The 23674-nt window shown below is 70.2% G+C and carries 20 protein-coding genes, 1 tRNA gene and 1 pseudogene; 14 read left to right on the top strand and 8 right to left on the bottom strand.

Features of this window, described 5'->3' with window-relative positions; translation table 11 throughout:
- The first annotated feature begins 6 nt into the window (after positions 1 to 6).
- The 11 genes from IEY95_RS26785 (at position 7) to IEY95_RS26735 (ending at position 13302) form a co-directional block, all read left to right on the top strand.
- Entirely contained in the window at positions 7 to 897 is an 891-nt protein-coding gene (locus IEY95_RS26785; RefSeq protein ID WP_189188684.1) for a family 3 encapsulin nanocompartment shell protein, read from the top strand.
- Between the two features lie 38 nt (positions 898 to 935).
- Entirely contained in the window at positions 936 to 2009 is a 1074-nt protein-coding gene (locus IEY95_RS26780; protein WP_189188683.1) for a sulfotransferase, read from the top strand.
- Positions 2006 to 2776, top strand: coding sequence for an SDR family NAD(P)-dependent oxidoreductase (locus tag IEY95_RS26775; RefSeq protein ID WP_189188682.1), 771 nt, complete (start codon positions 2006 to 2008; stop codon positions 2774 to 2776). The genes IEY95_RS26780 and IEY95_RS26775 overlap by 4 nt, the downstream gene beginning before the upstream one ends.
- A 300-nt stretch (positions 2777 to 3076) precedes the next feature.
- A complete protein-coding gene (locus IEY95_RS26770) occupies positions 3077 to 4948 on the top strand; it encodes a M20/M25/M40 family metallo-hydrolase (RefSeq protein WP_189188681.1) in 1872 nt (623 codons plus the stop codon).
- On the top strand, positions 4933 to 5553 hold the full coding sequence (cysC, locus tag IEY95_RS26765; RefSeq protein WP_189188680.1) for an adenylyl-sulfate kinase: 621 nt from the start codon (positions 4933 to 4935) through the stop codon (positions 5551 to 5553). The genes IEY95_RS26770 and cysC overlap by 16 nt, the downstream gene beginning before the upstream one ends.
- Entirely contained in the window at positions 5550 to 6491 is a 942-nt protein-coding gene (cysD, locus tag IEY95_RS26760; protein WP_189188679.1) for a sulfate adenylyltransferase subunit CysD, read from the top strand. The genes cysC and cysD overlap by 4 nt, the downstream gene beginning before the upstream one ends.
- A 2-nt stretch (positions 6492 to 6493) precedes the next feature.
- Positions 6494 to 7819 (top strand): sulfate adenylyltransferase subunit 1, encoded by a 1326-nt coding sequence (locus IEY95_RS26755; RefSeq protein WP_189188678.1) that lies wholly within the window; start codon positions 6494 to 6496, stop codon positions 7817 to 7819.
- 172 nt (positions 7820 to 7991) lie between these two features.
- Positions 7992 to 8141 (top strand): hypothetical protein, encoded by a 150-nt coding sequence (locus tag IEY95_RS26750; RefSeq protein ID WP_189188677.1) that lies wholly within the window; start codon positions 7992 to 7994, stop codon positions 8139 to 8141.
- A gap of 56 nt (positions 8142 to 8197) precedes the next feature.
- Positions 8198 to 10474 (top strand): TOMM precursor leader peptide-binding protein, encoded by a 2277-nt coding sequence (locus tag IEY95_RS26745; protein ID WP_189188676.1) that lies wholly within the window; start codon positions 8198 to 8200, stop codon positions 10472 to 10474.
- A 52-nt stretch (positions 10475 to 10526) separates the two neighbouring features.
- On the top strand, positions 10527 to 12002 hold the full coding sequence (locus tag IEY95_RS26740; RefSeq protein ID WP_189188675.1) for a SagB family peptide dehydrogenase: 1476 nt from the start codon (positions 10527 to 10529) through the stop codon (positions 12000 to 12002).
- A gap of 94 nt (positions 12003 to 12096) precedes the next feature.
- A complete protein-coding gene (locus tag IEY95_RS26735; protein ID WP_189188674.1) occupies positions 12097 to 13302 on the top strand; it encodes a sensor histidine kinase in 1206 nt (401 codons plus the stop codon).
- On the opposite strand, the gene IEY95_RS26730 is transcribed toward IEY95_RS26735, so the two are convergent.
- The 3 genes from IEY95_RS26730 to IEY95_RS26720 all read right to left on the bottom strand — a co-directional run bounded on the left by IEY95_RS26730 (position 13280) and on the right by IEY95_RS26720 (position 14902).
- On the bottom strand, positions 13280 to 13885 hold the full coding sequence (locus IEY95_RS26730) for a response regulator transcription factor (RefSeq protein WP_189188673.1): 606 nt from the start codon (positions 13883 to 13885) through the stop codon (positions 13280 to 13282). The genes IEY95_RS26735 and IEY95_RS26730 overlap by 23 nt on opposite strands.
- A 421-nt stretch (positions 13886 to 14306) precedes the next feature.
- Positions 14307 to 14459, bottom strand: a complete 153-nt coding sequence (locus IEY95_RS26725) for a hypothetical protein (RefSeq protein WP_189188672.1) — start codon at positions 14457 to 14459, stop codon at positions 14307 to 14309.
- Positions 14460 to 14653: 194 nt separating this feature from the next.
- Positions 14654 to 14902 (bottom strand): Imm32 family immunity protein, encoded by a 249-nt coding sequence (locus IEY95_RS26720; RefSeq protein WP_229703396.1) that lies wholly within the window; start codon positions 14900 to 14902, stop codon positions 14654 to 14656.
- Between the two features lie 310 nt (positions 14903 to 15212).
- Between IEY95_RS26720 and IEY95_RS49240 the strand changes: the two are divergent.
- Positions 15213 to 15299, top strand: a pseudogene (locus IEY95_RS49240) (SAM-dependent methyltransferase); the annotation flags it as partial.
- Positions 15300 to 15438: 139 nt separating this feature from the next.
- Positions 15439 to 17442, top strand: coding sequence for a YncE family protein (locus IEY95_RS26715; RefSeq protein WP_308429342.1), 2004 nt, complete (start codon positions 15439 to 15441; stop codon positions 17440 to 17442).
- Positions 17443 to 17862: 420 nt separating this feature from the next.
- Here IEY95_RS26715 and IEY95_RS26710 read toward each other — a convergent pair whose 3' ends face one another.
- The 3 genes from IEY95_RS26710 to IEY95_RS26700 all read right to left on the bottom strand — a co-directional run bounded on the left by IEY95_RS26710 (position 17863) and on the right by IEY95_RS26700 (position 20651).
- Entirely contained in the window at positions 17863 to 18438 is a 576-nt protein-coding gene (locus tag IEY95_RS26710; RefSeq protein WP_189188669.1) for a hypothetical protein, read from the bottom strand.
- Positions 18439 to 18757: 319 nt separating this feature from the next.
- Positions 18758 to 19282 (bottom strand): SMI1/KNR4 family protein, encoded by a 525-nt coding sequence (locus tag IEY95_RS26705; protein ID WP_189188668.1) that lies wholly within the window; start codon positions 19280 to 19282, stop codon positions 18758 to 18760.
- A gap of 116 nt (positions 19283 to 19398) precedes the next feature.
- A protein-coding gene (locus IEY95_RS26700; protein WP_229703395.1) for an IS3 family transposase occupies positions 19399 to 20651 on the bottom strand; the annotation gives its coding sequence in 2 pieces (ribosomal slippage) (positions 19399 to 20369 and positions 20369 to 20651; 1254 coding nt in all).
- Between the two features lie 438 nt (positions 20652 to 21089).
- Here IEY95_RS26700 and IEY95_RS26695 point away from each other — a divergent pair.
- Entirely contained in the window at positions 21090 to 22601 is a 1512-nt protein-coding gene (locus IEY95_RS26695) for a LacI family DNA-binding transcriptional regulator (RefSeq protein ID WP_189188667.1), read from the top strand.
- Positions 22602 to 22718: 117 nt separating this feature from the next.
- Here the strand turns inward: IEY95_RS26695 and IEY95_RS26690 are convergent.
- Together IEY95_RS26690 and IEY95_RS26685 are read right to left on the bottom strand one after the other, a co-directional pair.
- Positions 22719 to 22792 (bottom strand) — tRNA-Pro (locus IEY95_RS26690).
- Positions 22793 to 22821: 29 nt separating this feature from the next.
- Positions 22822 to 23622, bottom strand: a complete 801-nt coding sequence (locus IEY95_RS26685; protein ID WP_189188666.1) for a Pr6Pr family membrane protein — start codon at positions 23620 to 23622, stop codon at positions 22822 to 22824.
- Between the last annotated feature and the right edge of the window lie 52 nt (positions 23623 to 23674).

Genomic DNA, 23674 nt, shown 5'->3' with positions numbered 1-23674 from the left:
AAAAAAATGCTGGCAGCACCCGCCTCCTCGGCAGTACAGCAGGGCGTCCGGATAAACCTCGCCGACCCGTCCCTCGACGAGCGCAGCCCGGGCGAGGAATTCGCCTGGTCGGTGCGCGGGGCCGCGGCCGACGAGGATCGCGTCATACCGTTTCGCGCCCATCTCCCGGCCGTGTTCCCGCTGTTCGCGACCCGGCCCCGCTATGCCGTACGGCACCTGCTGAAGACGGCGTCGGTCGCCGACGCCCCGGTGCCGTTCGTGCACGAGCCGGCCACGCACCTGGGCGCCTCCGGCACGTCGTACCGCACGACCCCGGAGGGTTCCTTCACCTCCCGTCTGCAGCACGCCGAGCTCACCGACCTGAAGGTGCGGGTGCCGCTGCCCGCCGGGCTCCTCGACGAGCCGGCGCTGCTCGCGTCCTTCATCGACTACCGCGTCCTGGTCCGGCTGTCCGTGGTGGAGAACCAGACCCTGCTGCACGGCAGCGACGACAAGGCCATCACTGGTCTGCTCGACCTGCCCGGCATGCGCCACGGCGCCCTCGGCGACGACGTGTACGCGTCGATCACGGAGGCGGCCGCCGAGGTGGAGGAGACCGGCGGCTCCTGCGACGGCATCGTCGTCCACCCCTTCACCTACTGGGAGCTGGTCCGCGCCGGCGTCCTCGGCCGGCTGGGGGCGGCGGGCATCACTGTCTCCCGCACCCGCATGATCCCGCGCGGCCAGGTCCTGCTCGGCGACTTCCGGGCCGCCGTGACCCTGCTGGTGCCCGGCGTCGCCTCGCTGGCGCTGCTGCGCGGCCAGGGCCCGGACAGCTCCGACGTCGTCGAGGCGACCAGCCGCGTCGGTCTCGCCGTCCACCTGCCCCAGCACTTCCTGCTGCTGACCCGCGACTGACCCGCCCCCGACCTGCGTCAGCCGACGAAGGGAACCCCATGTCCGGCCCTCCTCGCCCCCCTGTCCGTGTCCTCTACATCACCGGGTGGATGCGCAGCGGCAGCACCCTGCTCGGCAACGTCCTCAACGAGCTGCCCGGCGTCCGGCACATCGGTGAGCTGCACTTCCTGTGGAAGAACGGCGTCCTCGGCACCGGGACCAACTCCAGCTGCGGCTGCGGCCGGCCGCTGACCGAGTGCCCGCTGTGGTCGGAGGCGCTGGCCGCCCTGCCCATCGGGGGCACCGAGGCCACCGCGCACCGCATGCTGGGCCTCCAGAGCGCGCTGATGCGCACCCGGCACACCCGGGACCGGCTCGCCGAGGCGCGCGGCACGCGGCCCGCCGCTCCCGGGGTCGCCGAGCTGCTCGACCAGTCGGCCGCCGTCTACCGTCGGATCGCCGCCCGCGGCGCCGACCGGCTGGTGGTGGACGGCTCCAAGTGCCCGGCGGAGGCCGCTGCCCTGCTGGGCCGGTCCGACCTCGACGTACGGGTGCTGCACATCGTGCGGGACCCGAGGGCCACCGCACTGTCGTACCGCAGCGCGAAGGAGTACATCGACCCGATGTCCCCGGCCCGCTCCAGCGGTTACTGGACGGCGTTCAACCTCGCCTCCGAGCTCGTCGGCACGGCGGCGGGCGACCGCTACCTGCGCGTCCGGCACGAGGACCTGTGCGCCCGGCCCCGGCAGACGGTGGCCGAGGTGCTGCGCTTCGCCGGCCTGGACGACGAGGCCCCGGTCGACGAGTCCGGCCGGGTCCCGCTCGGCGTCAACCACACGGTCACCGGCAATCCGGACCGGCTGCGGCGCGGAGTTACGCAGATCCGCCCCGACGAGCGCTGGCGCACCGCCCTGTCCCCGGCCGACATCACGGCGGCCACGGTCCCGGCGCTGCCGCTGCTCGGCCGGTACGGCTACCCGGTGGCACCGTCCCGCCGGTCCGGCACACCGCCCACTCCGGCCAACGGCACCGCACACCCCGGTACGGCCGACACCCCGTCCCCGAAGGCGAGTTCACAGACGGCGGCCCGGCAAGGCTTCGTCGCCCCCCTCTGGCCGGGTGAGTTCTGGTGAACCTCGGACTCGCCGGCAAAGCCGCGCTCGTGGCGGCCTCCAGCAGCGGTATCGGGCTCGCGGTCGCCAAGGTGCTCGCGGCGGAGGGCGCCGACGTGTCGATTTGCGGCCGCGATCCCGAGCGGCTCGCCGCGGCCCACAAGGAGGTGGACGCGTGCGGTCCCGGCCGGGTGCTGAGCCGGTCGGTGGACCTGCGTGACGAGCAGACCGCCGCCGGATGGGTGAGGGAGGCCGCCGAGGCGTTCGGCGCGCTGCATGTCGTAGTGACGAACTCCGGAGGCGTTCCCTTCGGCCCCGTCGAGAACTTCGAGGTCGCCGAGTACCGCGAGGCCGTCAACGACAACCTGCTGCCGCACGTCTCGCTGTCGCTGGCCGCCGCACCTCATCTGCGGCAGGCCGGCTGGGGGCGGATCGTGATGATCACTTCCGAGTCGGTGCGCCGGCCCCACCCGGGCAGCGGACTGTCCTCGGTGGCCCGGCTCGGCGTCCTCGGCTTCGCCAAGGGCCTCGTCGACGCGTTCGGCGCATCCGGGGTCACGGTCAACGTGCTGGCGCCCGGTTTCCACCGCACCCCGATCCTCGACGTTCAGTACGGCGACGAGGTCGAGGAACGCCTCGCCGAGGTCGCCGCCTCCCTGCCCGTCGGCCGCATCGGCCGCGCGGAGGACCTCGGCGCCCTGGTCGCCTTCCTCGCCAGCGAACAGGCCGCCTTCGTCACGGGCACGGTCCTGCTGGCAGACGGCGGCAACACCCGCGCCATCGTGTGAACCCGGCCACCCGAGCTGACGTCCGGCCTTCCGGCTCGCGCCCGGTCTTCGGACCGGCGCCCCGCCTCCGGGCGGTGCGCCGCCGGCCCTCGGCCGCCGCTCCCCTCACCCGACGGGCGTGTCCCTGGCCCTCGGCCGACGTCCTGCCACCCGGCCGGCGTCCGATCACCCGATGGGAGTGTCGCCCGCCCTGGGCCGACGCCTCGTCACCCGACGGGCGCACGCATCCCGGCCCGCCCCGGCCCACTGCCGACGACCCGTCGCCCACCAAACCCGCCCCACAGTCGAAGGAGTACGCACATGCTCCCGGGAACAACCCCACCCCTGGGCGAAGTCGCCAGCGCGCGGCGGCCGGCGCTCTATGTGGTCAAGCTGGGCAGCGCCACCCTGGCCCACAGCCGTGTCTTCGACGAACTGCTCGCCCTGCGTGGGCGCGGCGCGCGCCTGCTCGTCGTCGCCGGGGGAGCCGCCGGTATCGCCGAGCACTACCGCCGCACCGGACGTGAGATCCGCACCCTCGTCTCCCGCGGCGGCGACGAGATCCGCTACTGCCCACCCGAGGAGATGCGGCACATCGTCGCCGCGTACGAGGAGGTGACCCTCCCCCTGGTGGAGGAGGAGCTGACCCGGCGTGGCCTGTCGGTCTTCGCGTCGGTGGCCCGCGGCGGCTCCCTGGTGACGGCAAAGGCCAACGGACCGATGCGGGTGCGGGACAACGGCCGTATCCGCGTCGTCCGCGACCACCGCGCCGGAACCGTCACCTCCGTCGACGCGCCCCGCATCACCGCTCTGCTCGACGCCTTCGACGTGGTCTGCCTCTCCCCGCCGGTCGCCGACACCGACGGCGGTATACCGCTCAACGTGGATGCCGACGTCCTCGCCGCCACCCTGGCCCGCGCCCTGAACGCCGACCATCTGCGCCTGGTGACGGGCACCGCCGGCCTGCTCTCCGACCCCGCCGACCCGACCAGCACCCTGCGCCACCTCACCGAGGGCGAGGGCGGCAGGTACGCGAAGGGCCGTATGCGGCAGAAGGTGCGCGCCGCCGAGATCGCCATCGGCGGTGCCTCCGACACGGCGATCACCGGCCCGCACACGCTGTCCGCGATGGGCGCCACCCGCTTCTGGGGTACCACCGCGCCGGCCGCCGACCTCACCTTGCTCTCCCGGGCAGTGCAACTGTCCTCCGTCTCCCGCGACGAACGCGAACTCGCCGTCTTCCTCGCCGAGTGGTGCGCCGACCACGGCCTGAAGTCGGAGATCGACGCCGTCGGCAACCTGGTCGCCACCAAGGGCGCGGGAGACCGGCGCCTGATGATGCTCGGCCACTTGGACACCGTGCCCTACCGATGGCCCGTCCGCTGGGACGGTGAGGTGCTCTCCGGCCGCGGTTCGGTCGACGCCAAGGGCAGCCTGGTGACCTTCCTGCAGACCCTCGCCGACTACGACCCTCCCGAGGGCGTCGAGCTACGGGTGATCGGCGCCGTCGAGGAGGAGATCACCGGGGCCGGCGCCTTCCACGTCCGCGACACCTACCCCGCCGACGCGGTGATCGTCGGCGAGCCCAGCGGCGCGTCCGCCCTCACCCTCGGCTACTACGGCCTGATCAAGGTCCGCCTGCACACCCGCGAGAGCGTCGGCCACACCGCCGGCGAGGGCGTCCGCACGGCCGGTGACCGCCTCGTCGAGTCCCTCACCGCCGTGCGCACGGCGGTCGCTGAGGTTGCCCCCAACGCCCTCACCGCCACCCTGGGCGTCCGCGCCCTCAACGAGGGCGACGTCCAGGACGGCGAAGCCGTCGTCGACATACGGCTGCCTCCGGGCCACGCCGTGGAGACGATCGTCGACGCGCTGCGCGCCGCCGTGGCGGAGCCCGTTCGCATCGAGGTGCTGCGTGCCACCCCGGGCGTGGCCACACCGCGCACCAGCCCGCTCGTCAAGGCGTTCCAACGGGCCTTCCACACCGAGGAGTTGAGGCCCCGCTACCTGATGAAGAAGGGCAGCAGCGACATGAACACGCTTGCCACCACCTGGCACGGCGTCCCCATGGTCGCCTACGGCCCCGGTGACGCGAGCCTGGACCACACCCCCGCCGAGCACTTGCCCGCGGCCGAGTTCCGGCAGGCCCGGCGCCTGCTGACCGCCGCCGTCCGAGAATGGAGCACGCTGTGACCACCCTGCAGACCACCCGACCGGGCCCCGACCTCACCTCCCTTTCCACACCTGCTCCTTACTGCACCTGCTACCCCGGCGCGACCGTGTGGCTGACCGGGCTGCCGAGCTCCGGCAAGACCACCGTCGCCCGCACCGCCGCCGAGGTCCTACGACGTGACGGCCGCCGCGTGGAGGTGCTCGACGGCGACGAACTGCGCCGTACACTCACCGGCGACCTCGGCTACTCCCGCGAGGACCGGCATCGCAACGTCGAGCGCGTCGGCCGCGTCGCCCAGGTCCTCGCCCGCAACGGCGTCCTCACCCTGGTCCCGGTCATCGCCCCGTACGCCGACTCCCGCGCACTGGTGCGCGACCTGCACCGGGAGAGCCGTACCGCGTTCCTGGAGATCCATGTCGCCGCCCCGGTCGAGGTGTGCTCCGTACGCGACGTCAAGGGCCTGTACGCGCGCCGCGCCGCGGGCGAGATCAACGGGCTGACCGGCGTGGACGACCCGTACGAGGAGCCGTCAGCCCCCGATCTGCGGATCGACTCGCACACCGAGTCCGTGGACCGGTCCGTGGCGGTGCTGCTCGCCCTGCTCACCGAGCGGGGGCTGGCATGACCGCCCTGACCACCGCACCGGCACCCGCGCCCACCGCGAACCCGTACACCCTGTCCCATCTCGACGCCGTCGAGTCGGAGGCCATCCACATCTTCCGGGAGGTGGCGGGCGAGTTCGAGAACCCGCTGATCCTCTTCTCCGGCGGCAAGGACTCCATCGTCATGCTGCACCTGGCGCTGAAGGCGTTCGCGCCGGCGACCGTCCCGTTCTCCCTGTTGCACGTCGACACCGGGCACAACTTCCCCGAGGTCATCGACCACCGGGACCGTACGGTCGCCCGGCACAACCTGCGTCTGCACATCGCGTCCGTGCAGGACTACATCGACCGAGGCGTGCTGCGCGAGCGGCCCGACGGCACCCGCAACCCCCTTCAGACCGTGCCCCTCACGGAGAAGATCCAGGCCGAGCGCTTCGACGCCGTGTTCGGCGGTGGCCGCCGGGACGAGGAGAAGGCCCGCGCGAAGGAACGGGTGTTCTCGCTGCGCGACGAGTTCTCCCAGTGGGACCCGCGCAGGCAGCGCCCCGAGCTCTGGAACCTCTACAACGGGCGGCACGCGCCCGGCGAGCACGTCCGCGTGTTCCCGCTGTCCAACTGGACCGAGCTGGACGTCTGGCAGTACATCGCCCGTGAGGGCATCGAGTTGCCGGACATCTACTTCGCGCACGAGCGTGAGGTGTTCTGGCGGGGCGGCATGTGGCTGACCGCGGGTGAGTGGGGCGGGCCGAAGGACGGCGAGACCGTCGAGAAGCGCCTCGTCCGCTACCGCACCGTCGGCGACATGTCCTGCACCGGCGCCGTGGACTCCGACGCGGTGACCCTGGACCAGGTCATCGCCGAGATCGCCGCCGCCCGCCTCACCGAGCGGGGCGCCACCCGCGCCGACGACAAGCTCTCCGAGGCCGCCATGGAAGACCGCAAGCGCGAGGGGTACTTCTAGCCATGACCATCGACTCAGCCCCGGCCATCCACCGAGCCCCGGCCATCGACACCCTGCGGTTCGCCACCGCCGGCTCCGTCGACGACGGCAAGTCCACGCTCGTCGGCCGTCTGCTGCACGACTCCAAGTCGGTCCTCGCCGACCAGATGGAGGCCGTCGAGCACGCCTCCCGCTCACGCGGCCAGGACACCCCCGACCTCGCCCTCCTCACCGACGGCCTACGCGCCGAACGCGAGCAGGGCATCACCATCGACGTGGCGTACCGCTACTTCGCCACGCCCCGACGCCGGTTCATCCTCGCCGACACCCCGGGCCATGTGCAGTACACCCGCAACATGGTCACCGGCGCCTCCACCGCCGACCTTGCCCTGGTCCTGGTGGACGCCCGGCACGGCGTCGTGGAGCAGACCCGCCGCCATCTCGCCGTGTCCGCGCTGCTGCGCATCCCCCGGGTGACGCTGGTCGTCAACAAGATGGACATGGTGGGCTGTTCGGAGCAGGTCTTCGCGGACATCGTCGCCGAGTTCGCCGGCTGTGCCAGCACCCTCGGCGTCGTCCGCGTGACCGCTGTCCCGGTCTCGGCGCTGGACGGCGACAACGTCGTACGGCCCTCGGACCGGATGGACTGGTACGGCGGCCCGACCGTCCTGGAGCACCTGGAGACGGTGCCCATCGGCGTTGACCCACGCACCGAACCGGTCCGCCTGCCCGTGCAGTACGTGATCCGGCCGCAGACCGCCGGACACCGCGACTACCGCGGCTACGCCGGTCAGCTCGTCTCCGGGCTGCTGCGGGTCGGCGACCCGGTGACCGTCCTGCCGTCCGGCCGCAGCAGCGTCGTCGAGGCCATCGACACCCCGGCGGGCACGGTCCCGGCGGCCTGGGCGCCGCAGTCGGTGACGGTGCGCCTGGCCGACGACATCGACATCGCCCGCGGCGATCTGGTGGCCCCCGCCGCCGCCCCGCCCCGCACCACCCGGCTGATCCACGCCACCGTCTGTCATCTGGCCGAACGCCCGCTGCGTGCCGGCCAGCGGGTGCTGCTGAAGCACACCACGCGCACCGTGCGGGCGCGGGTCGAGGAGATCGGCTCCCGGCTCGACCTGCGGGACCTCACCGAGCGTCCGGGGCCGTGGACGCTCGACGCCAACGACATCGGGCGGATCGTGGTGCGCACCGCCGAGCCGGTCGCCCTCGACGGCTATGCCGAGCTGCGCCGCACCGGTTCGTTCCTGCTCATCGACCCGGACGACGGCAGCACCCTCACGGCAGGCATGGCCGACGCCCCGGAGGACCCGGCTGCCCCGGGCCGCGCGGAAGGAGTGTGAGAGCTGCCCTGGATGATCATGAGAGCGTCATGTCGAGCCGGTGACGCTGGCACTGTCGGCCCCGCCCGCGTCCCGGAAGACTCTTCCTCATCGAACGCGGCACCACCCAGCGCCACCGGGCACCACCCGAACCACCAGCACCACTCGACACCACCTTCGAGGAAGGCCCGACATGAATCTCACCGTCGCCACCACCGCCTGCCCCGCCACCGACGCCCCGGCCATGGACGGCCTGGTCATCGAGGACCTCGCCGCGTCGGCCGCCGAGCCGTTCCAGCCGGGCACCTGCATCTGCTGGTCGGAGAGCGCGCTCGCCGAGTGACGCGTTCAGCAGTCGAACGGACCGCAGCCGATCGCAGGGGGAACGGGGGAACGGCAGTGACGAAGCGGCAGAGCGCGGAACCGGGACTGGCCTTCAAGCACCACCTGACGGCCGAAGTGGTGCCGGGGGAAGGGGTGTTCCTGGTGTCCGACCGCGGCGTGACCGTGCTGCGCGGCGCCGGAGTCACCGAGCTCGCCCCGCTCCTCGACGGCAGCCGGACACTGGACCAGCTGGCCGACGAGGCGCCCGCCGGGCTGTTCCCGGCGCAGGTGCGGCAGGTCGTCGGCAGGCTCCTCGACTCGGGGCTGCTCACCCACCGGCCGCCGAACGCCGCTGCCTCCCCCGACGAGGCGTTCTGGGAACTGGCGGGCATGGACGGGCCCGCCGCCGCCCGCAGCACCGCGGTCGCCACGGTCGCCGTCGCCTCCACCGGCACCCACGCCCGGCAGGCCGTCGCCGAGATGACCGCCGCGCTCACCGACAACGGCCTGCGCCCGCACCGCCCCGGCGAGGACACCGAACCCCCGAGCCTCGCCGTCGTCCTCTGCGACAGCTACCTCGACGCCGAACTCGCGGACATGGACGCCGCGTACCGGTCCGCCGGCACGCCCTGGCTGCTCGTCCGGCTGATGGGCGGGCGGCCCTGGATCGGCCCGGTGTTCCGCCCGGACGACGGCCCCTGCTGGCACTGCCTGGCCGAGCCGCTGCGCCGCAACCGCCCCGCCGAGGCGTTCCTCGGCCGGGCCCTCGGCCGCCCGGTCCGCACCCCGCCCTCGGCACTCGCCGCCGGCCGCGCGGCCGGTCTGCACCTGGCCTGCCTGGAGGCCGTCAAGTGGCTGGCCGGGCAGCGCCACCCCGGCCAGTCCGCGCTGTGGGAGCTGAACCCCCTCGACCTGACGAGCAGTCACCATCCGGTACGGCGCCGCCCGCAGTGCTCCTGCTGCGGCGACCCCGAGCTGATGGCGAGCCAGGTCCGGGCGCCGTTCTCCATCACCCGCCGCCCCAAGACCGGCACCGGCACCGGCGAGCGGTCGCTGCCGGCGGAGGAGATGCTCCGGCGGTACGGGCATCTCGTCGACGACCTGACCGGAGTGGTCAAGGAGATCCGCCGCGACCGGCGCGGCCCCGGCTTCCTCAACTGCTTCCACTCCGGGCACAACCCGGCCGCAGCGCCCACCGGACTCGCCCAGGTGCGCAGCGGACTGCGCAGCCACAGCTCGGGCAAGGGCACCACCGAGACCCAGGCGAGAGTGAGCGCCCTGTGCGAGGCCGTCGAGCGGCACAGCGGCTACTTCCAGGGCGACGAGCCGACCGTGCGGGCCGCCTACCGGGACATCGCCGACCGAGCCGTGCACCCGGACACGGTCCAGCTCTTCCACCCCCGCCAGTACGCCGACCGCGACCGCTGGAACGCCGAGCACGGCCCGGCGCACCGCGTCTGCGACCCCTTCGACGAGGACGCGCCGGTCGACTGGACGCCGATGTGGTCCCTGACCGGAAACCGGCACCGCCTGGTGCCCACCGCGATGCTCTACTACAACGCGCCCGGCAACAGGGTCCCGTTCGCAGCGACCTCCAACGGCTCGGCGGCAGGCAGCTGCCGCGAGGACGCCGTCGTCCAGGGCTTCCTGGAACTCGTCGAACGCGACGCCGTCGCCCTGTGGTGGTACAACCGCACCCGCCAGCCCGGCGTGGACCTCGACGCCTTCGACGACCCCTGGGTCCGGCGGGTGCGCGACGAACACCGGGGCCTCGCCCGGCGGCTGTGGGTCCTCGACCTCACCAGCGACCTCGACATCCCGGTCTTCGCCGCCCTGTCCGCCCGCACCGACAAACCGGCCGAGGACATCACCCTCGGCTTCGGCGCCCACTTCGACCCCCGGATCGCGCTGCGCCGGGCGGTGGCGGAGCTCAACCAGATGCTCCCGCCGGTCGCCCAGGCCCGACCCGACGGCACCGGGTACAGCTGCGACGACCCCGCCGTCCTGACCTGGTGGCGGACCGCCACCACCGCCAACCAGCCGTACCTGCTGCCCGGGCCGGCCGAACCGGCCCGCAGCCCCGAGGACTTCGGGTACGTTCCGCGCGCCGACCTGGCCGACGACGTGGCGGCGGCCGCCGACCTCGCCCGCGGAATCGGCAGCGACCTGCTGGTCCTCGACCAGACCCGGCTGGACATCGGCCTGCCGGTGGTCAAGGTGGTGGTGCCCGGGCTGCGCCCCTTCTGGGCCCGCTTCGCCCCCGGCCGCTTGTACGACGTCCCGGTGCGCCTGGGCCGCCGGTCCACCCCGATCCGCTACGAGGACCTCAACCCGGTCCCGCTCTTCCTGTGACACCGCCCGACATCGTCGTACCCCCCGACACCGCCGCCCCCGAGGTCTCGCCATGAATTCCGCCGCCCCGTCCCTGAAGCCGCTGTGGTCGCTGCGTGAGGACTGCGGATTCCGGCTCGTACCGGACGATCCGGGCGCCGGCGTCGTCAGCACCCCCTGGGGGGAGATCCGCCTCGACGCGGGCACCCCCGCGGTCGGCCGGGCGCTGGAGCGTATGACGTACGGTCCGGTCTCGCTCGACAACGTGCTGCCCGGCTTCACCGAGGGCACCGGACCGGCTGAGGAACGCCCCCAGTACGGCGCCCTGGACGCCGCCCTCGGACGACTCCAGCACGTCGTGGTGCGCACCCTCGCACTGGCGGAGGGCACCCACCATCTGACCGTGGTGCCCATCGCCCGGCGAGCCCGGTTCACCCCCGGCCGCCCCGACGTGGACGCCGTGCACCGACTGTCGAAGTTCGTCACCCTGCGGGCCGGAGCCGAGGGATGGGTGGCGGAGTCGCCGCTCGCCGCCCACCGGGTGCTCCTGCACACCCCGCAGGCCGGCTGGCTGGTCGGCTGCTACGCCTGGCCCACGACGGTACGCGAGGCGGCTCGCATGCTCGGGCTGCCGGTGGAGGAGACGGCTCTGGTGGTCGGCTACCTGGAGGCCGCCGGGATGCTGGTACCGAGAGTCCCGCAGGCGGCCTCCGGTGGCGCGGACGGATCCTCCTCCGTCTCCTTCGCCTTCGCCTTCGCCGAGGATCACGACATCGCCCTGGAGCCCTGGTCGCCGCGGGAGCTGCTCGTGCACCAGCGCAGCAGACCGGGCGCGCACGACGAACCAGTGGGCAAGGCCAGCGAGTTGGACGACGACACCGACGGCGACGGCGGGTACGGCGACCCCGTCGACGGCGACACGGTCATTGCCCTGCCGGTGCCCGACCGCGCCCGCGCGGGCGCGCGCGAACCCGGCCTGAGCGAGGTCCTGGCCGCCCGGCGCTCCGAGCGGGTGGACAACGGAATGCCGCTGACCCTCGACCAGTTGGGGGAGCTGCTGCACCGGTCCGCCGCCGAGCGTCCGGCGGGCGGGCGACCGTATCCGAGCCTCGGCGCGCGCTATCCGCTGGAGCTGTACCTCACCGTCGCCGGCGGCGGCCTCAAGCGCGGGGTGTACCACTACGACCCGCACGGCCATCTGCTCGCCCCGCTGGACACGGCGCCGGAGCTGGTGGACGGCCTGCTCGGCGAGGCCGCCGCGAACGCGGGGATGAGCCAGGAGCCGTCGGTACTGATCAGCATGACGGCCCGCTACCACCGTACGGCCGGTTTCTACCGCGGCACGGCCTACTCGGCCCTTCTCAAGGAAGTGGGAGCGCTCCAGCAGACGTTGTACCTGGTGGCGACGGCGATGGGACTCGGGCCCTGCGCGCTGGCGTTCGGCGACACCGAGACGACGGCCCGCGCCTTCGGCCTCGACTGGCGGGCCGAGCCAGGGGTGGGGGAGTTCGTGGTGTCGGCCTTACCGGCCCCGGAACTGGGACGATGACGGCCTGACGGACCTATGCTGTACCCCGCCCGAAATCGCATTCGAGTGGGGGGTTTCAGTGCGATGGTTCCGTCCGTTGGTCTCGGCCGGCCCGATGCGGCACAGACCGGTCAGCAACGTCGAACTGGCCCCCAGGATGGCGTCCGCCATCACCACCGTCGTCATTCTCTGCTTCTTCGGCGTGGCGCTCACCTACGCGGTGAAGGGCGGCTTCGGCGCGCTGAAGCTGACGGCGTTCGGCGTTCTGATGCTGATGCTGCTCGGCCTGCAGTTCTGTCACTCGTTCCCGGCACGGGCGCCGAGGTGGGCGCGGCATCGGCGGGTGACTCTGGCTGTCCAGGCAGCACTCACCTTCGCCCCGTTCACGTTCTTCGGCGCGGCCTGGCTGGGCATGCCCGGATTCCTCTGCTCCTCCTGTCTGTTGGTGCTGCGCCCGGCGCTCGCCTGGGCCGCCTTCGCGCTGGTCGTCGTGGCGACGGGCGCCGCGCAGTTCCTGGTGGGCTACGGCGCGGACCAGCTGCCGTACAACGCGGTGGCGACCGTCCTCACCGGCGTCGTGGTGTACGGGCTGAGCCGGCTGACCGGGCTCATCGCCGAAGTGCAGGCCGCCCGTGACGAACTGGTGCGGGTGACCCTCGCGCAGGAGCGGGTGCGCTTCGCCCGCGACCTGCACGACCTGCTCGGCTTCAGTCTTTCCACCATCACCCTCAAGTGCGAACTCGCCCACCGTCTGGTGCGGGTCGACCCGGAGCGCGCCGAGAGCGAGATCACCGAGATCGTGCAGGCGGCCCGGCAGGCATCCTCCGAGGTGCGCTCGGTGGCAAGCAGCTATTTGCGGATGAGCCTCGACCATGAACTCCCGGCTGCCGCCTCGCTGTTGCGCGCCGTCGGCATCCATGCCGCGGTGCGGGTGGCGGCGGGTGAGGTGTCGCCGGCGGTGGACGCGGTGCTGGCGACGGTGCTGCGCGAGGGCGTCACCAACATGCTGCGCCACAGCAAGGCCCAGAACTGTGTGATCGAGGCCGCCGCCGCCGACGGCTCCGTGCGCCTGGTGATCGTCAACGATGGGCTGAGGGACGGCATCACGGACGCGAGAAGCGCGCACTTCGCCGAGGTGCCGGGCGTCGCTGCGTCCGGCGGGAACGGGCTGAGCAGTCTGGCGGCGCGGGCCACGGCCCTCGGCGGCCGGCTCGACTCCGGTGAGCGTCCCGACGGCTGGTTCGAGCTGTCCGTCGTCCTGCCCGCGCAGGCCGCCGGGAAGGATGGCGAGGGCGCGGTCACAGCCAGCCGGAATCCCTAGCGATCCGCACGGCGTCCATCCGGTTGCGGGCGTCCAGCCGGGTCACCGCGGCGGTCAGGTAGTTGCGCACGGTGCCCGCGGACAGGAACAGCGCACGGGCGATCTCCGGCACCTCTTCGCCCTGCGCGGCCAGCCGCAGCACCTCGGTCTCCCGGGCGGAGAGCGGACTCTCCCCGGCTTGCAGGGCGCTGAGCGCCAGCTCCGGATCGACCACCCGGCCCCCGGCGGCCACCTCCCGGATCGCCGCCGCGAGCCGGGCGGGCTCGGTGTCCTTCAGCAGGAACCCACAAGCGTGGGCCTCCAGGGCGCGGCGCAGATTGCCCGGCCGGCCGAGCGTGGTCAGGATCGCGGTCCGGCAGGAGGGGAGTTTCTGGTGGAGCAGCCCTGCGGCCTCGATGCCGTCGATGCCCGGCATATCGATGTCGAGCACCGCCACGTCGGGCCGGTGCTCCAGTGCCAGCGGCAGGACCTGGTCGCCGTTCCCGGTCTCGGCCACCACCTCGATGTCGGACTCCAGCTCCAGCAGAGAGGCCAGGGCCCGGCGGAGCATGAGCATGTCCTCCGCAAGCAGGACTCGGATCACTGATTCCCCCCGGTGTCAGTGCGGTGATCTGTCGTGTTGGACCTGTGTGCTTGGCGTGAACTGTACGCGCGAACTCGCATTCCGTGCACGACTGTTGAAGCCATCACCTGCAGGCCATGGCCGTTGAGGGCCGAACCGTCGATACGGCGCGACTCATTGGCCGATGCACCGATTCGGTGCCGGCGGCGGCCGAAAACCGTGCGTCTGTACGTCGCGAACCGAGTGAAGCGGGCCGCCACACGGAGGTCGGACTCGACGAAGTGAGCGGTCGCGAGCAGCTCGGGGAGGATGTCGCCCAGGCAGTCCTCGGCGCTGCGGCGGGCTGCGTGTCGCTCGGATGGGTGCTCGAGCGGCCTTGGTGGCGGGCTGATGGGAGCCGTTTGGGAGCCGAAGTCGGCTCCCAAACGGCCCTCGGAACCACTCAGGGACCCGACCCGCGCTGCGGATCAGGCCCGTCCTCGCCGTGCGCGGCCGCATCAAACGCTGATGCCCCGGTCTCTGACGGTTCAGCAAACTGAACAGCCAGATTCTGTTTCGTGCTCACCTTGATCTTCGGCGCCATCGGCTTGATCATCAGCTGATTGGACAGGCCAGGTACGCGTGGGCTGGCACGAGAGCTCGGGAGCTCAGCTTGGGAAGCTAAGGGCATCTAGGGCTTGCTCCCGGCCTGACCTGCGGCGGAGGGACGCGAGCACGCGGTAGACGGTCGATTGGTTCCCCGCTGTTCCCCGTGGTTCCCCGCACGATCTGGCACGCGTCTGGCACGCGTCATTCGTCGTCGCACCTCTCCAAGACCAGCCCTACGGAGCCTTGTTCGAGCCCGTTGTTCTCCTCCAGGTGGAGGTGAGCGCCGTCCGGCGTGCCGTCCTGAGCGAGAGTGAGGAGGTGGCCGGCCAGAGTCTTCAACCCGGCAGCGTTTGCCTCAATGACGATCTCGCCACCCAGGTCGCGGACCTCGATGCGTGCGCCTTCCTCCCACGTGAAAACTCTGGTTATTCCATCGGTCGCCGCACTCACGCGAGTGTTCATCGACGGGCAGCGCTAGCTTCAGGGGCCATACCCCAAGCATCGCGTACCCCGGGCCAGCCGCGACGCCGAGACATGAGTGATGACCTCTTCGTCCCGAACTATGGGCGGGACGGTCGTTGAGGTCTGCTCGGCAGATCACGTGGGTGTTTGGAAACATTGACGGTCGGCTGCGGTCGTGGTGGTTGCTGTACAGCCCTGCTGTACTGCGGTCGGGGCCCGAGGCACTCTCCTGCCATACTGCTGGGCGCTGCTGTAATTCAGCAGCCGTTGAGTGCCGTCCCTGGACATCGTCGGCCGCATGTCTGACGAGTGCTTCGGACACCCACGGCTGGCCGCGATCCACGACCCGCTCGACCCCGATCGCAGCGATCCGAGTGCACACCTGCCATAAAAGGTGCCCGGCTCCTGGGCGGCATCCCGTGGGACCTGCGGAAACTTGCGCGGGTGTGCCGTACAACCCTGAAGGGGCTCCAGAGGTCTTGTGGGCATCCTGTCTTCCTAGTGGGGGTTGCATCACTGTGCGTGTGCGCAGCATTTCGGCCGTAACAGCGCTCGCGGTCACTCTCGGTTCTGTCGCCCTGATCGGGTCGGCGGCGGGCGCTGCCGTCGCCGACAGCAGCGCCGCGCTGCCCATCACGTCCAGCGGCGACATCATCGTGGACGGCGTTCACCGGCGGGTCCTCATCAGTGACCCGTCGGGAGGCAAGGTCGTCGCCACCGACTACAACGGCACCGTCATCGGGACGATCACCTCGCTGCCGCAGGCTGACGGCCTGGAGCTTTCCGCCGACTCGGCAACGGTCTACGTCGCCGTGCCGGGAACTGACGAGATCGTGGCCATCGACACGGCGACGCTCACCGAGGCCGGGCGGTACGCGACGGGTGACGGCACAGATCCGCAGCACCTGGCGCTCGCGGGCGGCAAACTCTGGTTCGGCTATGGCAGCGTCGGTCACGGCAACATCGGCTCTCTCGACCTGTCCGGCGGGCAGCCGCAGGTTTCGCTCGCCCAGGAGGCCGAGGGGACGTGGAAGGACGCTCCCCTGCTGGACTCGGCACCCGGCGCTCCCGACACCCTGGCGGCCGGCTCGCGCCAGTACTACTTCACCCTCGGCATCTATGACGTGTCGTCCGGCACGGCCGGCCGGACCGCGTTCCTCGGCGGGCAGGAAGCCGCCATCGGCAACACCGCGGAGGACCTGGCGCTCACCCCGGACGGCACAGAGCTCGTGGTGGCCACCACGGCAGGCGACTTCCAGCAGGTCTTCCGGACCTCGGACCTGTCGGAGACCATCAGGTATCCGAGCAGCTACTGGGAACAACGGTCGGTGGATGTCGCGCCGGACGGCCTCGTCGCGGTGGGCACCGACACCTACGCCTCCTTCCTCCCCCATGTGTCCATCTACAAGCCGGGTAGCACGACCCCGAGGCGGACCGCCAACTTCACCGACGAACAGGGCGGAGTCGCCCAGGAGGCCCTGCTCGACCACGGCGACCTCGCCTTCGCACCCGACAGCAGCCGGCTCTTCGCGGTCACACACAGCCTCAACAGCAAGTACAGCCTGCGCGTCGTCACCGACCCCGGCAAGGCCGTCACCACCGTCACGGTGAACGCCCCGGCGACCGCCGACCGTGCCAAGTCGCTGACCGTCTCCGGCAAGGTCACGAACACGCTCGGGCTGCCCGCGGGGACCACCGTCGCGGTTGCCCGGACGGACCTGGAGTCTCCGAACGGCAAGGCGCTCCCGGCCGCGACGGTGAAGGCGGACGGGACCTACTCCTTCACCGACACCCCGCCCGCGGGCGGCAAGGTCACGTACAAGGTCTCCTATGCCGGCGGCGCCGATCGCACGGCTGCCTCCGCCTCCGACACGGTCGAGGTCTCCCGGAACTCGACGACCCTGACAGTGAACAAGAACGGCACCGTCTACGACTACGCCAGTAACGTGACGTTCACCGCCCACCTCGGCACGACGTACAAGAACCGGACGCTCTCGCTCTACGCGGACACTGCGGGCGACGGCAAGGGCAAGTACCTGGTCAAGACCAGCACGGTCAACAGCGAGGGCAACCTGTCGGTCACCTTGACCCTGAAGCGCGACACCACGGTGAGCGCGTCCTTCTCCGGCGACGCCCGGACCGCCCCGAAGACGGCCACGAGCTGGGTGGGCGCGAAGGTCAAGGTGTCGCTGAGCCTGAGCCGCTACTACAAGACGGCCACGGTCAACGGGTACACCAAGTACTACTTCCGGAAGACGACCAATCCGCTTCTCACGACCACGATGACGGCCTACCCCAGCCGCGCGCAGAAGCTGGAGTTCCAGATCTACTCCGGCGGAGCCTGGCGGTCGGCGGGATACAACTACTTCAACCTCGACTCCACGGGCAAGTCGGTGGTGCAGCTGGGCGGCACGCACCAGACCGGCTACACGATGCGCGTGCGGTCGTCCTACATCAACAACTCCTCGAACGACAGCGTGAACTCGACCACGCACGGCTCCTGGAAGTACTTCACCTTCACCAGCTGAGGCCCCCAAAGCCCGGCGCATCCGATGACGCGCCGGGCCTTGGGATACATCTTCCTCAGGGGAGGCGATAGAGCCGAGTGTCACGCGCAAGGACACGATGGCGCGCGTCGGCCACTCCTCGGAGCGGGCCGCGCTGAATCCTCGGTTCAAGGTCGGCTCGTCTCCTCAGCCCCGATGGGCAGCGGTGCCAACACGCTTTCCAACTGTGTTGGCGAGGCGGTTGGCTGCGTGCGGGGGCGTTCACCTGCGTTCATGGGCGGCTCGCCACCAAATGTGGTCTCGGCTCTGGGTTGCGTCCGAACCATCGTGAACGGGGCTGAATGAGACGGGCTGGGCCCGAGGCCCGAGGTACCCAACGGGCACGGAAGAGGTCTGGTCGGCCGACTGGCGGCCTGGAGCGGTCGCGTGAAGCACCGATCCTCAGAACTTGCCTCCCACCAGGACCGTGCGATGGTCACCCAGCACGCGTGCGAAGCGTTCGAGGAAGCCGGGGCTGAACTCGGGCCAGTCCCAGAACTCGAATCCCAGATAGCCGAACGCGTAGTAGTCGTTGTCCCAGGTCCACGCGGTCAGGTCACCAGCTCGACTACAGCGTGGACAGGTGACGGCAGCTTGGCCCGAGTCGCGCCAGGTGCCGATGGCCTTGTTGAAGGGATCCCAGGCGTCCTCGATCGCGTCCCACTCATCGGTATACAGGTCCACGCGGGCGGCGCAGTGAGGGCAGGCGGCGTACATGGCATCGCCCTGCCCGCCGTGGAAGACGGTTCGACCTGTCTCGACCTTGAGTCCGTCGCTCGGCTCCCAGTCGACTTGCTCGACCGCCTTGGCCCAGAGCGGACCCGGTGGGTGTCCGAGCGGGGCGCCGAGAACGCAGTCGGTGCGCTCGGCGCGGACTATCCCTTCCGCGACGAGCCAGTCAAGGCCGCGGGCTGCCAGTGCTGTTGCGTCGGCCGGCGTGGCGTGGAGGTCGACGATGGTTTGGAAGTAGTTTCCCATGAGGAGGGAGAGTACGAGGCGCCACCGACAGTCAGCAGTTGAAGGCCTGAGCGGAGATCTGAGGACCTGAGCTTGGGAATCACCGGCACTTGCACGGTGATTTGGTGGCTGACCTGCAAGGATGGCCCCTTGATTGCCATGGCTGCCGCCCCCCGCTGAACCGCCGTTGACCGTGGCTGACCGTGCGTTCTGGTGCGCAGCTGGTGCGCCCGGGTCTGGAGACAGGCGCACGCCGTCCAACTGTGCGTAAGGAGCCGACGCCATCACCCACTAGGGGTCGACCCTTGCGCTCAAGGGTCCCTGAGCATTTCGAGCACTCTTATCCGACGGAAACCACCGGTTCGGGCCCCGGAAAGTTCGGAGGGAGCCCATGCGGTTCGGCCGTCCCAGAGCACAACCAGGCGAGATAGCTCGAGAGGCTGCCCTCGTAGTGGAACCAGTCGTCATTCCGCCCAGCCACAACGACTGTCCATTCGTTGGGCTGCCCTTCTGTACGCCAGTAGAACTCGTCCCCGTCTATCGAGCCGCCCCACGGCAGCAACCCTCCCGATTCCGGGAACGCAGGGTAGCCACCGAGCATTTCCTTCTGTGCCATATCCTCGGCACCGGCGAGATCCTCTCTCGTCCCCTCGACGAATTCCGCTTCGCCTCCTGGGGCCGGCGACGTCACAGAGAGGAACTGCCCGATCCCCAACCGAGGGTAGGACTCCGCCAAAGCGATGTAGTCGTCTGGCAGCCCAGTCCGCAACCCGTCGAAGAGCACCTGCCAGTCGATGCGCCGTGGAACCTCGAGCCGCTGCGCCACCAGCCCCGGCAGCGCGGCCTCCAGGGATTCGATACTCAACAGCCACCTCCATTTGCGTTCTTGTTGTCTATCCGCACACTGAACAGCATCGACGTCGCGGAGGATGCATCACACCGTTACCGCAACGATGAACCGTTCCGGGTTTGATCGAGACTCTAGGTCGTGACTGTGACCTGGGGTTTCGTGGTTGCGTGGTAGTGATTGGTCTCGTATTCGACGGGTGGGATGTGCCCGATCTCACCGTGTAGTCGGCGGTGGCAGTACCAGTCGACCCACTCTGCGGTGGCCAGCTCGACCTCGGAGAGTGTCTTCCAGGGGTGGCGGGGTTTGATCAGCTCGGTCTTGAACAGGCCGATCGTGGACTCCATCAGGGCGTTGTCGTACGCGTCACCGACCGATCCGATCGACGCGGCGATTCCTGCCCGGTCGAGGTGCTCGGCGAGCGCGAACGAGGTGTACTGCGAACCGGCATCGGAATGATGTATCAACTCGCCTGGCTGGTAGGGGTGTTGGTCCCGGTCGCGCTGCCACAGGGCCATCTCCAGGGCGTCCAGGACGAGCCTTGTCTCCTTCGAAGTGGCCGCTGACCAGCCGACGATACGGCGGGAGAAGGTGTCCACGACGAAGGCGACGTAGACGACGCCGGCGAAGGTGGCGACGTGGGTGAAGTCGGCGACCCAGCAGCGGTTCGGCGCCGGGGCGACGAAGTCGCGGTCCACGAGATCCGGGGCCCGTTCCGCGCTCGCGTCGGGGATCGTGGTGATCACCCGCTTGCCGCGGACCGCGCCGGTGATTCCGAGCTCGCGCATGAGGCGTTCGACGGTGCAGCGGGCCACGGTGTGGTCGTGCCTGTTCAGGTGTCGCCAGATCTTCCGCGCGCCGTAGACACGGTAGTTGGCCTCGTACGCCTCTGTGATGAGGGTCTTCAGCTCGGCGTCGCGGACGGTGCGGGCTGCGGGTGCGGCCTGGCGTTTGTGGTGGGCGTAGTAGGTGGACGGTGCGATCTTGCAGTCGTGGTCGGTGAGGACCCGGCAGATCGGCTCGACGCCGCCGAAGCGGTCCTTGTGCTCGTCGATGAACGCTACGAGCGTGTGTGTGGCCGGTCGAGCTCGGCCGCGAAGAAAGACGCCGCAGCCTTCAGGATGTCGTTCGCCCGCTTCAGCTCGGCGTTCTCCTTCTTCAGCCGCTTCAGCTCGGCCGACTCCTCGCTCGTCGTACCCGCACGGGCGCCGGCGTCGATCTGGTCCTGCCGGACCCACTTGCGCAAGGTCTCGGTCGTGCCGATGCCCAGTTTCTGGGCGACTGCTTTCATCGCGGCCCACTCGGTGTCGTACTCCGGTCGCACCTCGGCGACCATCCGCACCGCACGACGGCGCAGCTCAAGCGGGTACTGGGAAGGACGTGCCATAACTCGATCCTCTCAAACGATCGAGTCCCTACCGAACCCGGAACGGTTCAGTCACGAAGGTGCCGAAGGAGAGTGGACTTCCCCTGAGCTATTCGGCGGCGGAGGTAGCGACGTCACTGGGGTGCTCGGAGTGGTGGGTGAAGGAACAAGTCCGCCGACGGCGCATCCCCTTCCTGAGGAGCGGTGGCGGGTACCGCTTTACCAGCGATCACGTTCGAGAGATCTTCCACATTCTTGAAGAGCGGCCCAGCCCGGCAAACGCCATCGAGGGCGAAGCCGTACCCCGGCGCCGCACTTTGGCGCAGCCGGTACGACCAGTAGCGAGTCTCCGTGCGCGCCGTCCGCGTCGCGCTCGGAACGCCGCTTGATAGAAGAGCTGATCACGAGGGGTGGAGGCCAGCCATGGTCTCCACCCCTCGCTTGTCGTGAGAGGTAACCATGGGCTACGGCGAGAAGCGCGCCGATTACTACCGAGGCCGGTACTGGATTGCACCAGGTGTGCTCCGAACTGTGGTGGACGCCAACGGTGCCACGATCAGATTCGCCACCAAGCGCGAGGCTGCGAAGGCAGCGAACGATGCGGAGGCCAAGGTCCGAGAGGTCGGCTATCGCGACCCGAATGCAGGGAAGGAGACCTTCGGCGAGTACGTGAACCGCTGGTATGCGGCACAGGAGTTGGCCGCATCGACTATGCAGAACTACAAGCGGCACATCGAGGAGCACCTCCTCCCTGCCTTCGAGGACAAGGCCATCGCCGATATCCAGCCCACGGACGTCGGCGCCTGGGAGAAGAAGGAGCGGAAGCTCTACGCCGCGTCTAGCGTGAAGACCTGGCACGGCACGCTGCACCTCATCCTCGCCGACGCCGTGGATGAAGGACTTCGCGATTCCAACCCGGCAGCCAAGCGGCGCGGCCGAGGCAAGCGCGCCGGACGCTCTCGGAACCGCGGCCCCGAGAAGGTGGTGACCGACGCTCTCGGAATCCTGCTGACAGCCGAGCGCGCTTCGCTGTTGTCTGGCCGTGACGACGAATTCGTAGCCGTGGTCCTGAAGGGGTACACCGGCATGCGATGGGGCGAAATCGTCGGTCTGGAGCGCAAGTTCGTCCGCCCCGCATCGGTGCGGGTGGAGTGGCAGCTGTACGAACTCGACTCGGGGGAGTTCGAGCGCTGCCCACCCAAGGACGACTCCTACCGGACCATCGACACGCCGAAGTGGCTGTCTGCCTTGGTCGCAGGCCATATCGCCCAGACCGAGTCGGCACCCTGCCCGTGCCATGAGCACACCTACGTGTTCCGTGGCCACGGTCCCGCCAACGGCGCTGCCCGGCACGTCGGCGCAAAGCTGGTCGAAGTCGCCCGCCGCGCCGAGGTCTCTGCGGCAACGGTCTCGAACGTGCTGAACCGTCCGGACATGGTCGCGGAGCGAACGCGGATCTGGGTGGAGACAGCTATCGCGGAACTCGGCTACGTCCGTGCGGGTCAGACGGGAGAGACGGCCGCGCACTGGCGCCGTACCGGTTTCGCGACCTGGCTGTTCCATCCGGCCACGGCGGGGTGGTGCCCGAAGAAGGCCCCGCAGGAGGCGCGCCCCGTACCCGTGATGGCGCACCCCTGGCCAGGGGTGCCGGCGCGGGGCTGGAATGCCTCGGGCCGTGCCGACGCGTGCTGGCTGCCGATCGCACGGGGTCTCACTCCGCACGGGCTCAGGCACTCCCATAAGACAGTCATGGAGGAGTTCGGGACCCCGCCCAAACTCATGGATGAACGGATGGGACACGAGGATGGCTCGGTGCAAGCCCGCTACTCGCACATCACGGCGCGGATGAGGAACCGGCTCATGGATGAACTGACCGAGCAGTGGGAGGGGGCGTTGGCGGCACGGTCTGCCCTGCACCCGCGGTCACCGGTGCGTGCGCTCGATGCGCTGCTGAGAGCGCGTCGGGGGTGACGTTCGGGGAGTCGATTTCCTTGATCCACTCCCCATCTGCTCCCCAGAGACCCTGTGGAACGAGTCAGGGCCGGTTTCCCGTGAGGGGAAACCGGCCCTGACCTGGTGTTTCAGCTGTCGGGGTGGCGGGATTTGAACCCACGACCTCTTCGTCCCGAACGAAGCGCGCTGCCAAGCTGCGCTACACCCCGATTGTCGCTGCTTGTCGCTGCGACGTCGTTTACTTTAGCCCACTGGTGGCCGGAGACGAAATCCGGTTTTCAGGGCGTCGGACGTGAAGGCGGACCGGGTCGGGGCGCAGGTGGTCGACGGCGACAGCGAGGAGGGCGAGGGCGTAGAAGGCGAGGCCGAGGATCGCTGCGTTGCCGAGGATGCCGCCGTAGCCGTGCTCGTCGACGTCCACGAAGGGGTAGAGGTAGCGCATGGGGGTGCCGGGGGACATCATCGCGCCTCGGGCCAGGGAAAAGCCCAGGTAGGCGAGGGGGTAGACGAGCCAGGTGGCCGCGTTTCGGACGGCCAGCGGGGTCGGGCGGGTCAGTAGGAGCCAGTCGGCCAGTACCGCGATCGGCGTCACCGTGTGGAGGAGCTGGTTGGCGACCGCATGCCAGCCGGTGAGCGGGGCGACGTCATCCGTCATCGAGAAGCCGCCGGGCTGGTTCGTCAGGATCAGGTGGTAGACCAGGCCCGTGATCGAAATGTAAAGCAGTGTGCCGCCCGTCACAACGCCGGGTAGGGGGCGGCGGGCCGTCCACGCGCGCCGGGCCGAGGCGGTGAAGACGAGGGCCACGAGAGCGTTGCTCTGGATCGTGAAGTAACTGAGGACGTGGACCGCGTTGCCCAGGATCAGGTCGATGGTCACGCCCATTGCCGCCGCGAGGGCCACGAGGAGGCGGAAGGCCGCCGTCACCGGGCGGCGCGTGGGGGCCACCACCGCTGTCGCGGGGACGAAGGAGGGGGACGGCGGGGGGATACCCGGTATCGCGGGGAGGTCGGGTATGTCCTTGGGCATCGGGGCGATCATGGCCCTACGCTAAGCGGATCGGGCGAATCGGGCGATATGGGGCGTCTGGGTG

The organism is Streptomyces albiflavescens (assembly GCF_014645835.1).
GTDB classification, from domain to species: Bacteria; Actinomycetota; Actinomycetes; order Streptomycetales; family Streptomycetaceae; genus Streptomyces; species Streptomyces albiflavescens.
The sequence above is the reverse complement of the archived record's forward strand: the minus strand, read 5'-3'. Positions and strand labels throughout refer to the sequence as shown.

Coding starts and splice junctions, on each gene's coding strand:
- IEY95_RS26785 (WP_189188684.1), top strand. CDS start 7: ATGCTGGCAGCACCCGCCTCCTCGGCAGTACAGCAGGGCGTCCGGATA.
- IEY95_RS26780 (WP_189188683.1), top strand. CDS start 936: ATGTCCGGCCCTCCTCGCCCCCCTGTCCGTGTCCTCTACATCACCGGG.
- IEY95_RS26770 (WP_189188681.1), top strand. CDS start 3,077: ATGCTCCCGGGAACAACCCCACCCCTGGGCGAAGTCGCCAGCGCGCGG.
- cysC (WP_189188680.1), top strand. CDS start 4,933: ATGGAGCACGCTGTGACCACCCTGCAGACCACCCGACCGGGCCCCGAC.
- cysD (WP_189188679.1), top strand. CDS start 5,550: ATGACCGCCCTGACCACCGCACCGGCACCCGCGCCCACCGCGAACCCG.
- IEY95_RS26755 (WP_189188678.1), top strand. CDS start 6,494: ATGACCATCGACTCAGCCCCGGCCATCCACCGAGCCCCGGCCATCGAC.
- IEY95_RS26750 (WP_189188677.1), top strand. CDS start 7,992: ATGAATCTCACCGTCGCCACCACCGCCTGCCCCGCCACCGACGCCCCG.
- IEY95_RS26740 (WP_189188675.1), top strand. CDS start 10,527: ATGAATTCCGCCGCCCCGTCCCTGAAGCCGCTGTGGTCGCTGCGTGAG.
- IEY95_RS26735 (WP_189188674.1), top strand. CDS start 12,097: ATGCGGCACAGACCGGTCAGCAACGTCGAACTGGCCCCCAGGATGGCG.
- IEY95_RS26725 (WP_189188672.1), bottom strand. CDS start 14,459: ATGATCAAGCCGATGGCGCCGAAGATCAAGGTGAGCACGAAACAGAAT.
- IEY95_RS26710 (WP_189188669.1), bottom strand. CDS start 18,438: ATGGGAAACTACTTCCAAACCATCGTCGACCTCCACGCCACGCCGGCC.
- IEY95_RS26695 (WP_189188667.1), top strand. CDS start 21,090: ATGGGCTACGGCGAGAAGCGCGCCGATTACTACCGAGGCCGGTACTGG.
- IEY95_RS26685 (WP_189188666.1), bottom strand. CDS start 23,622: ATGATCGCCCCGATGCCCAAGGACATACCCGACCTCCCCGCGATACCG.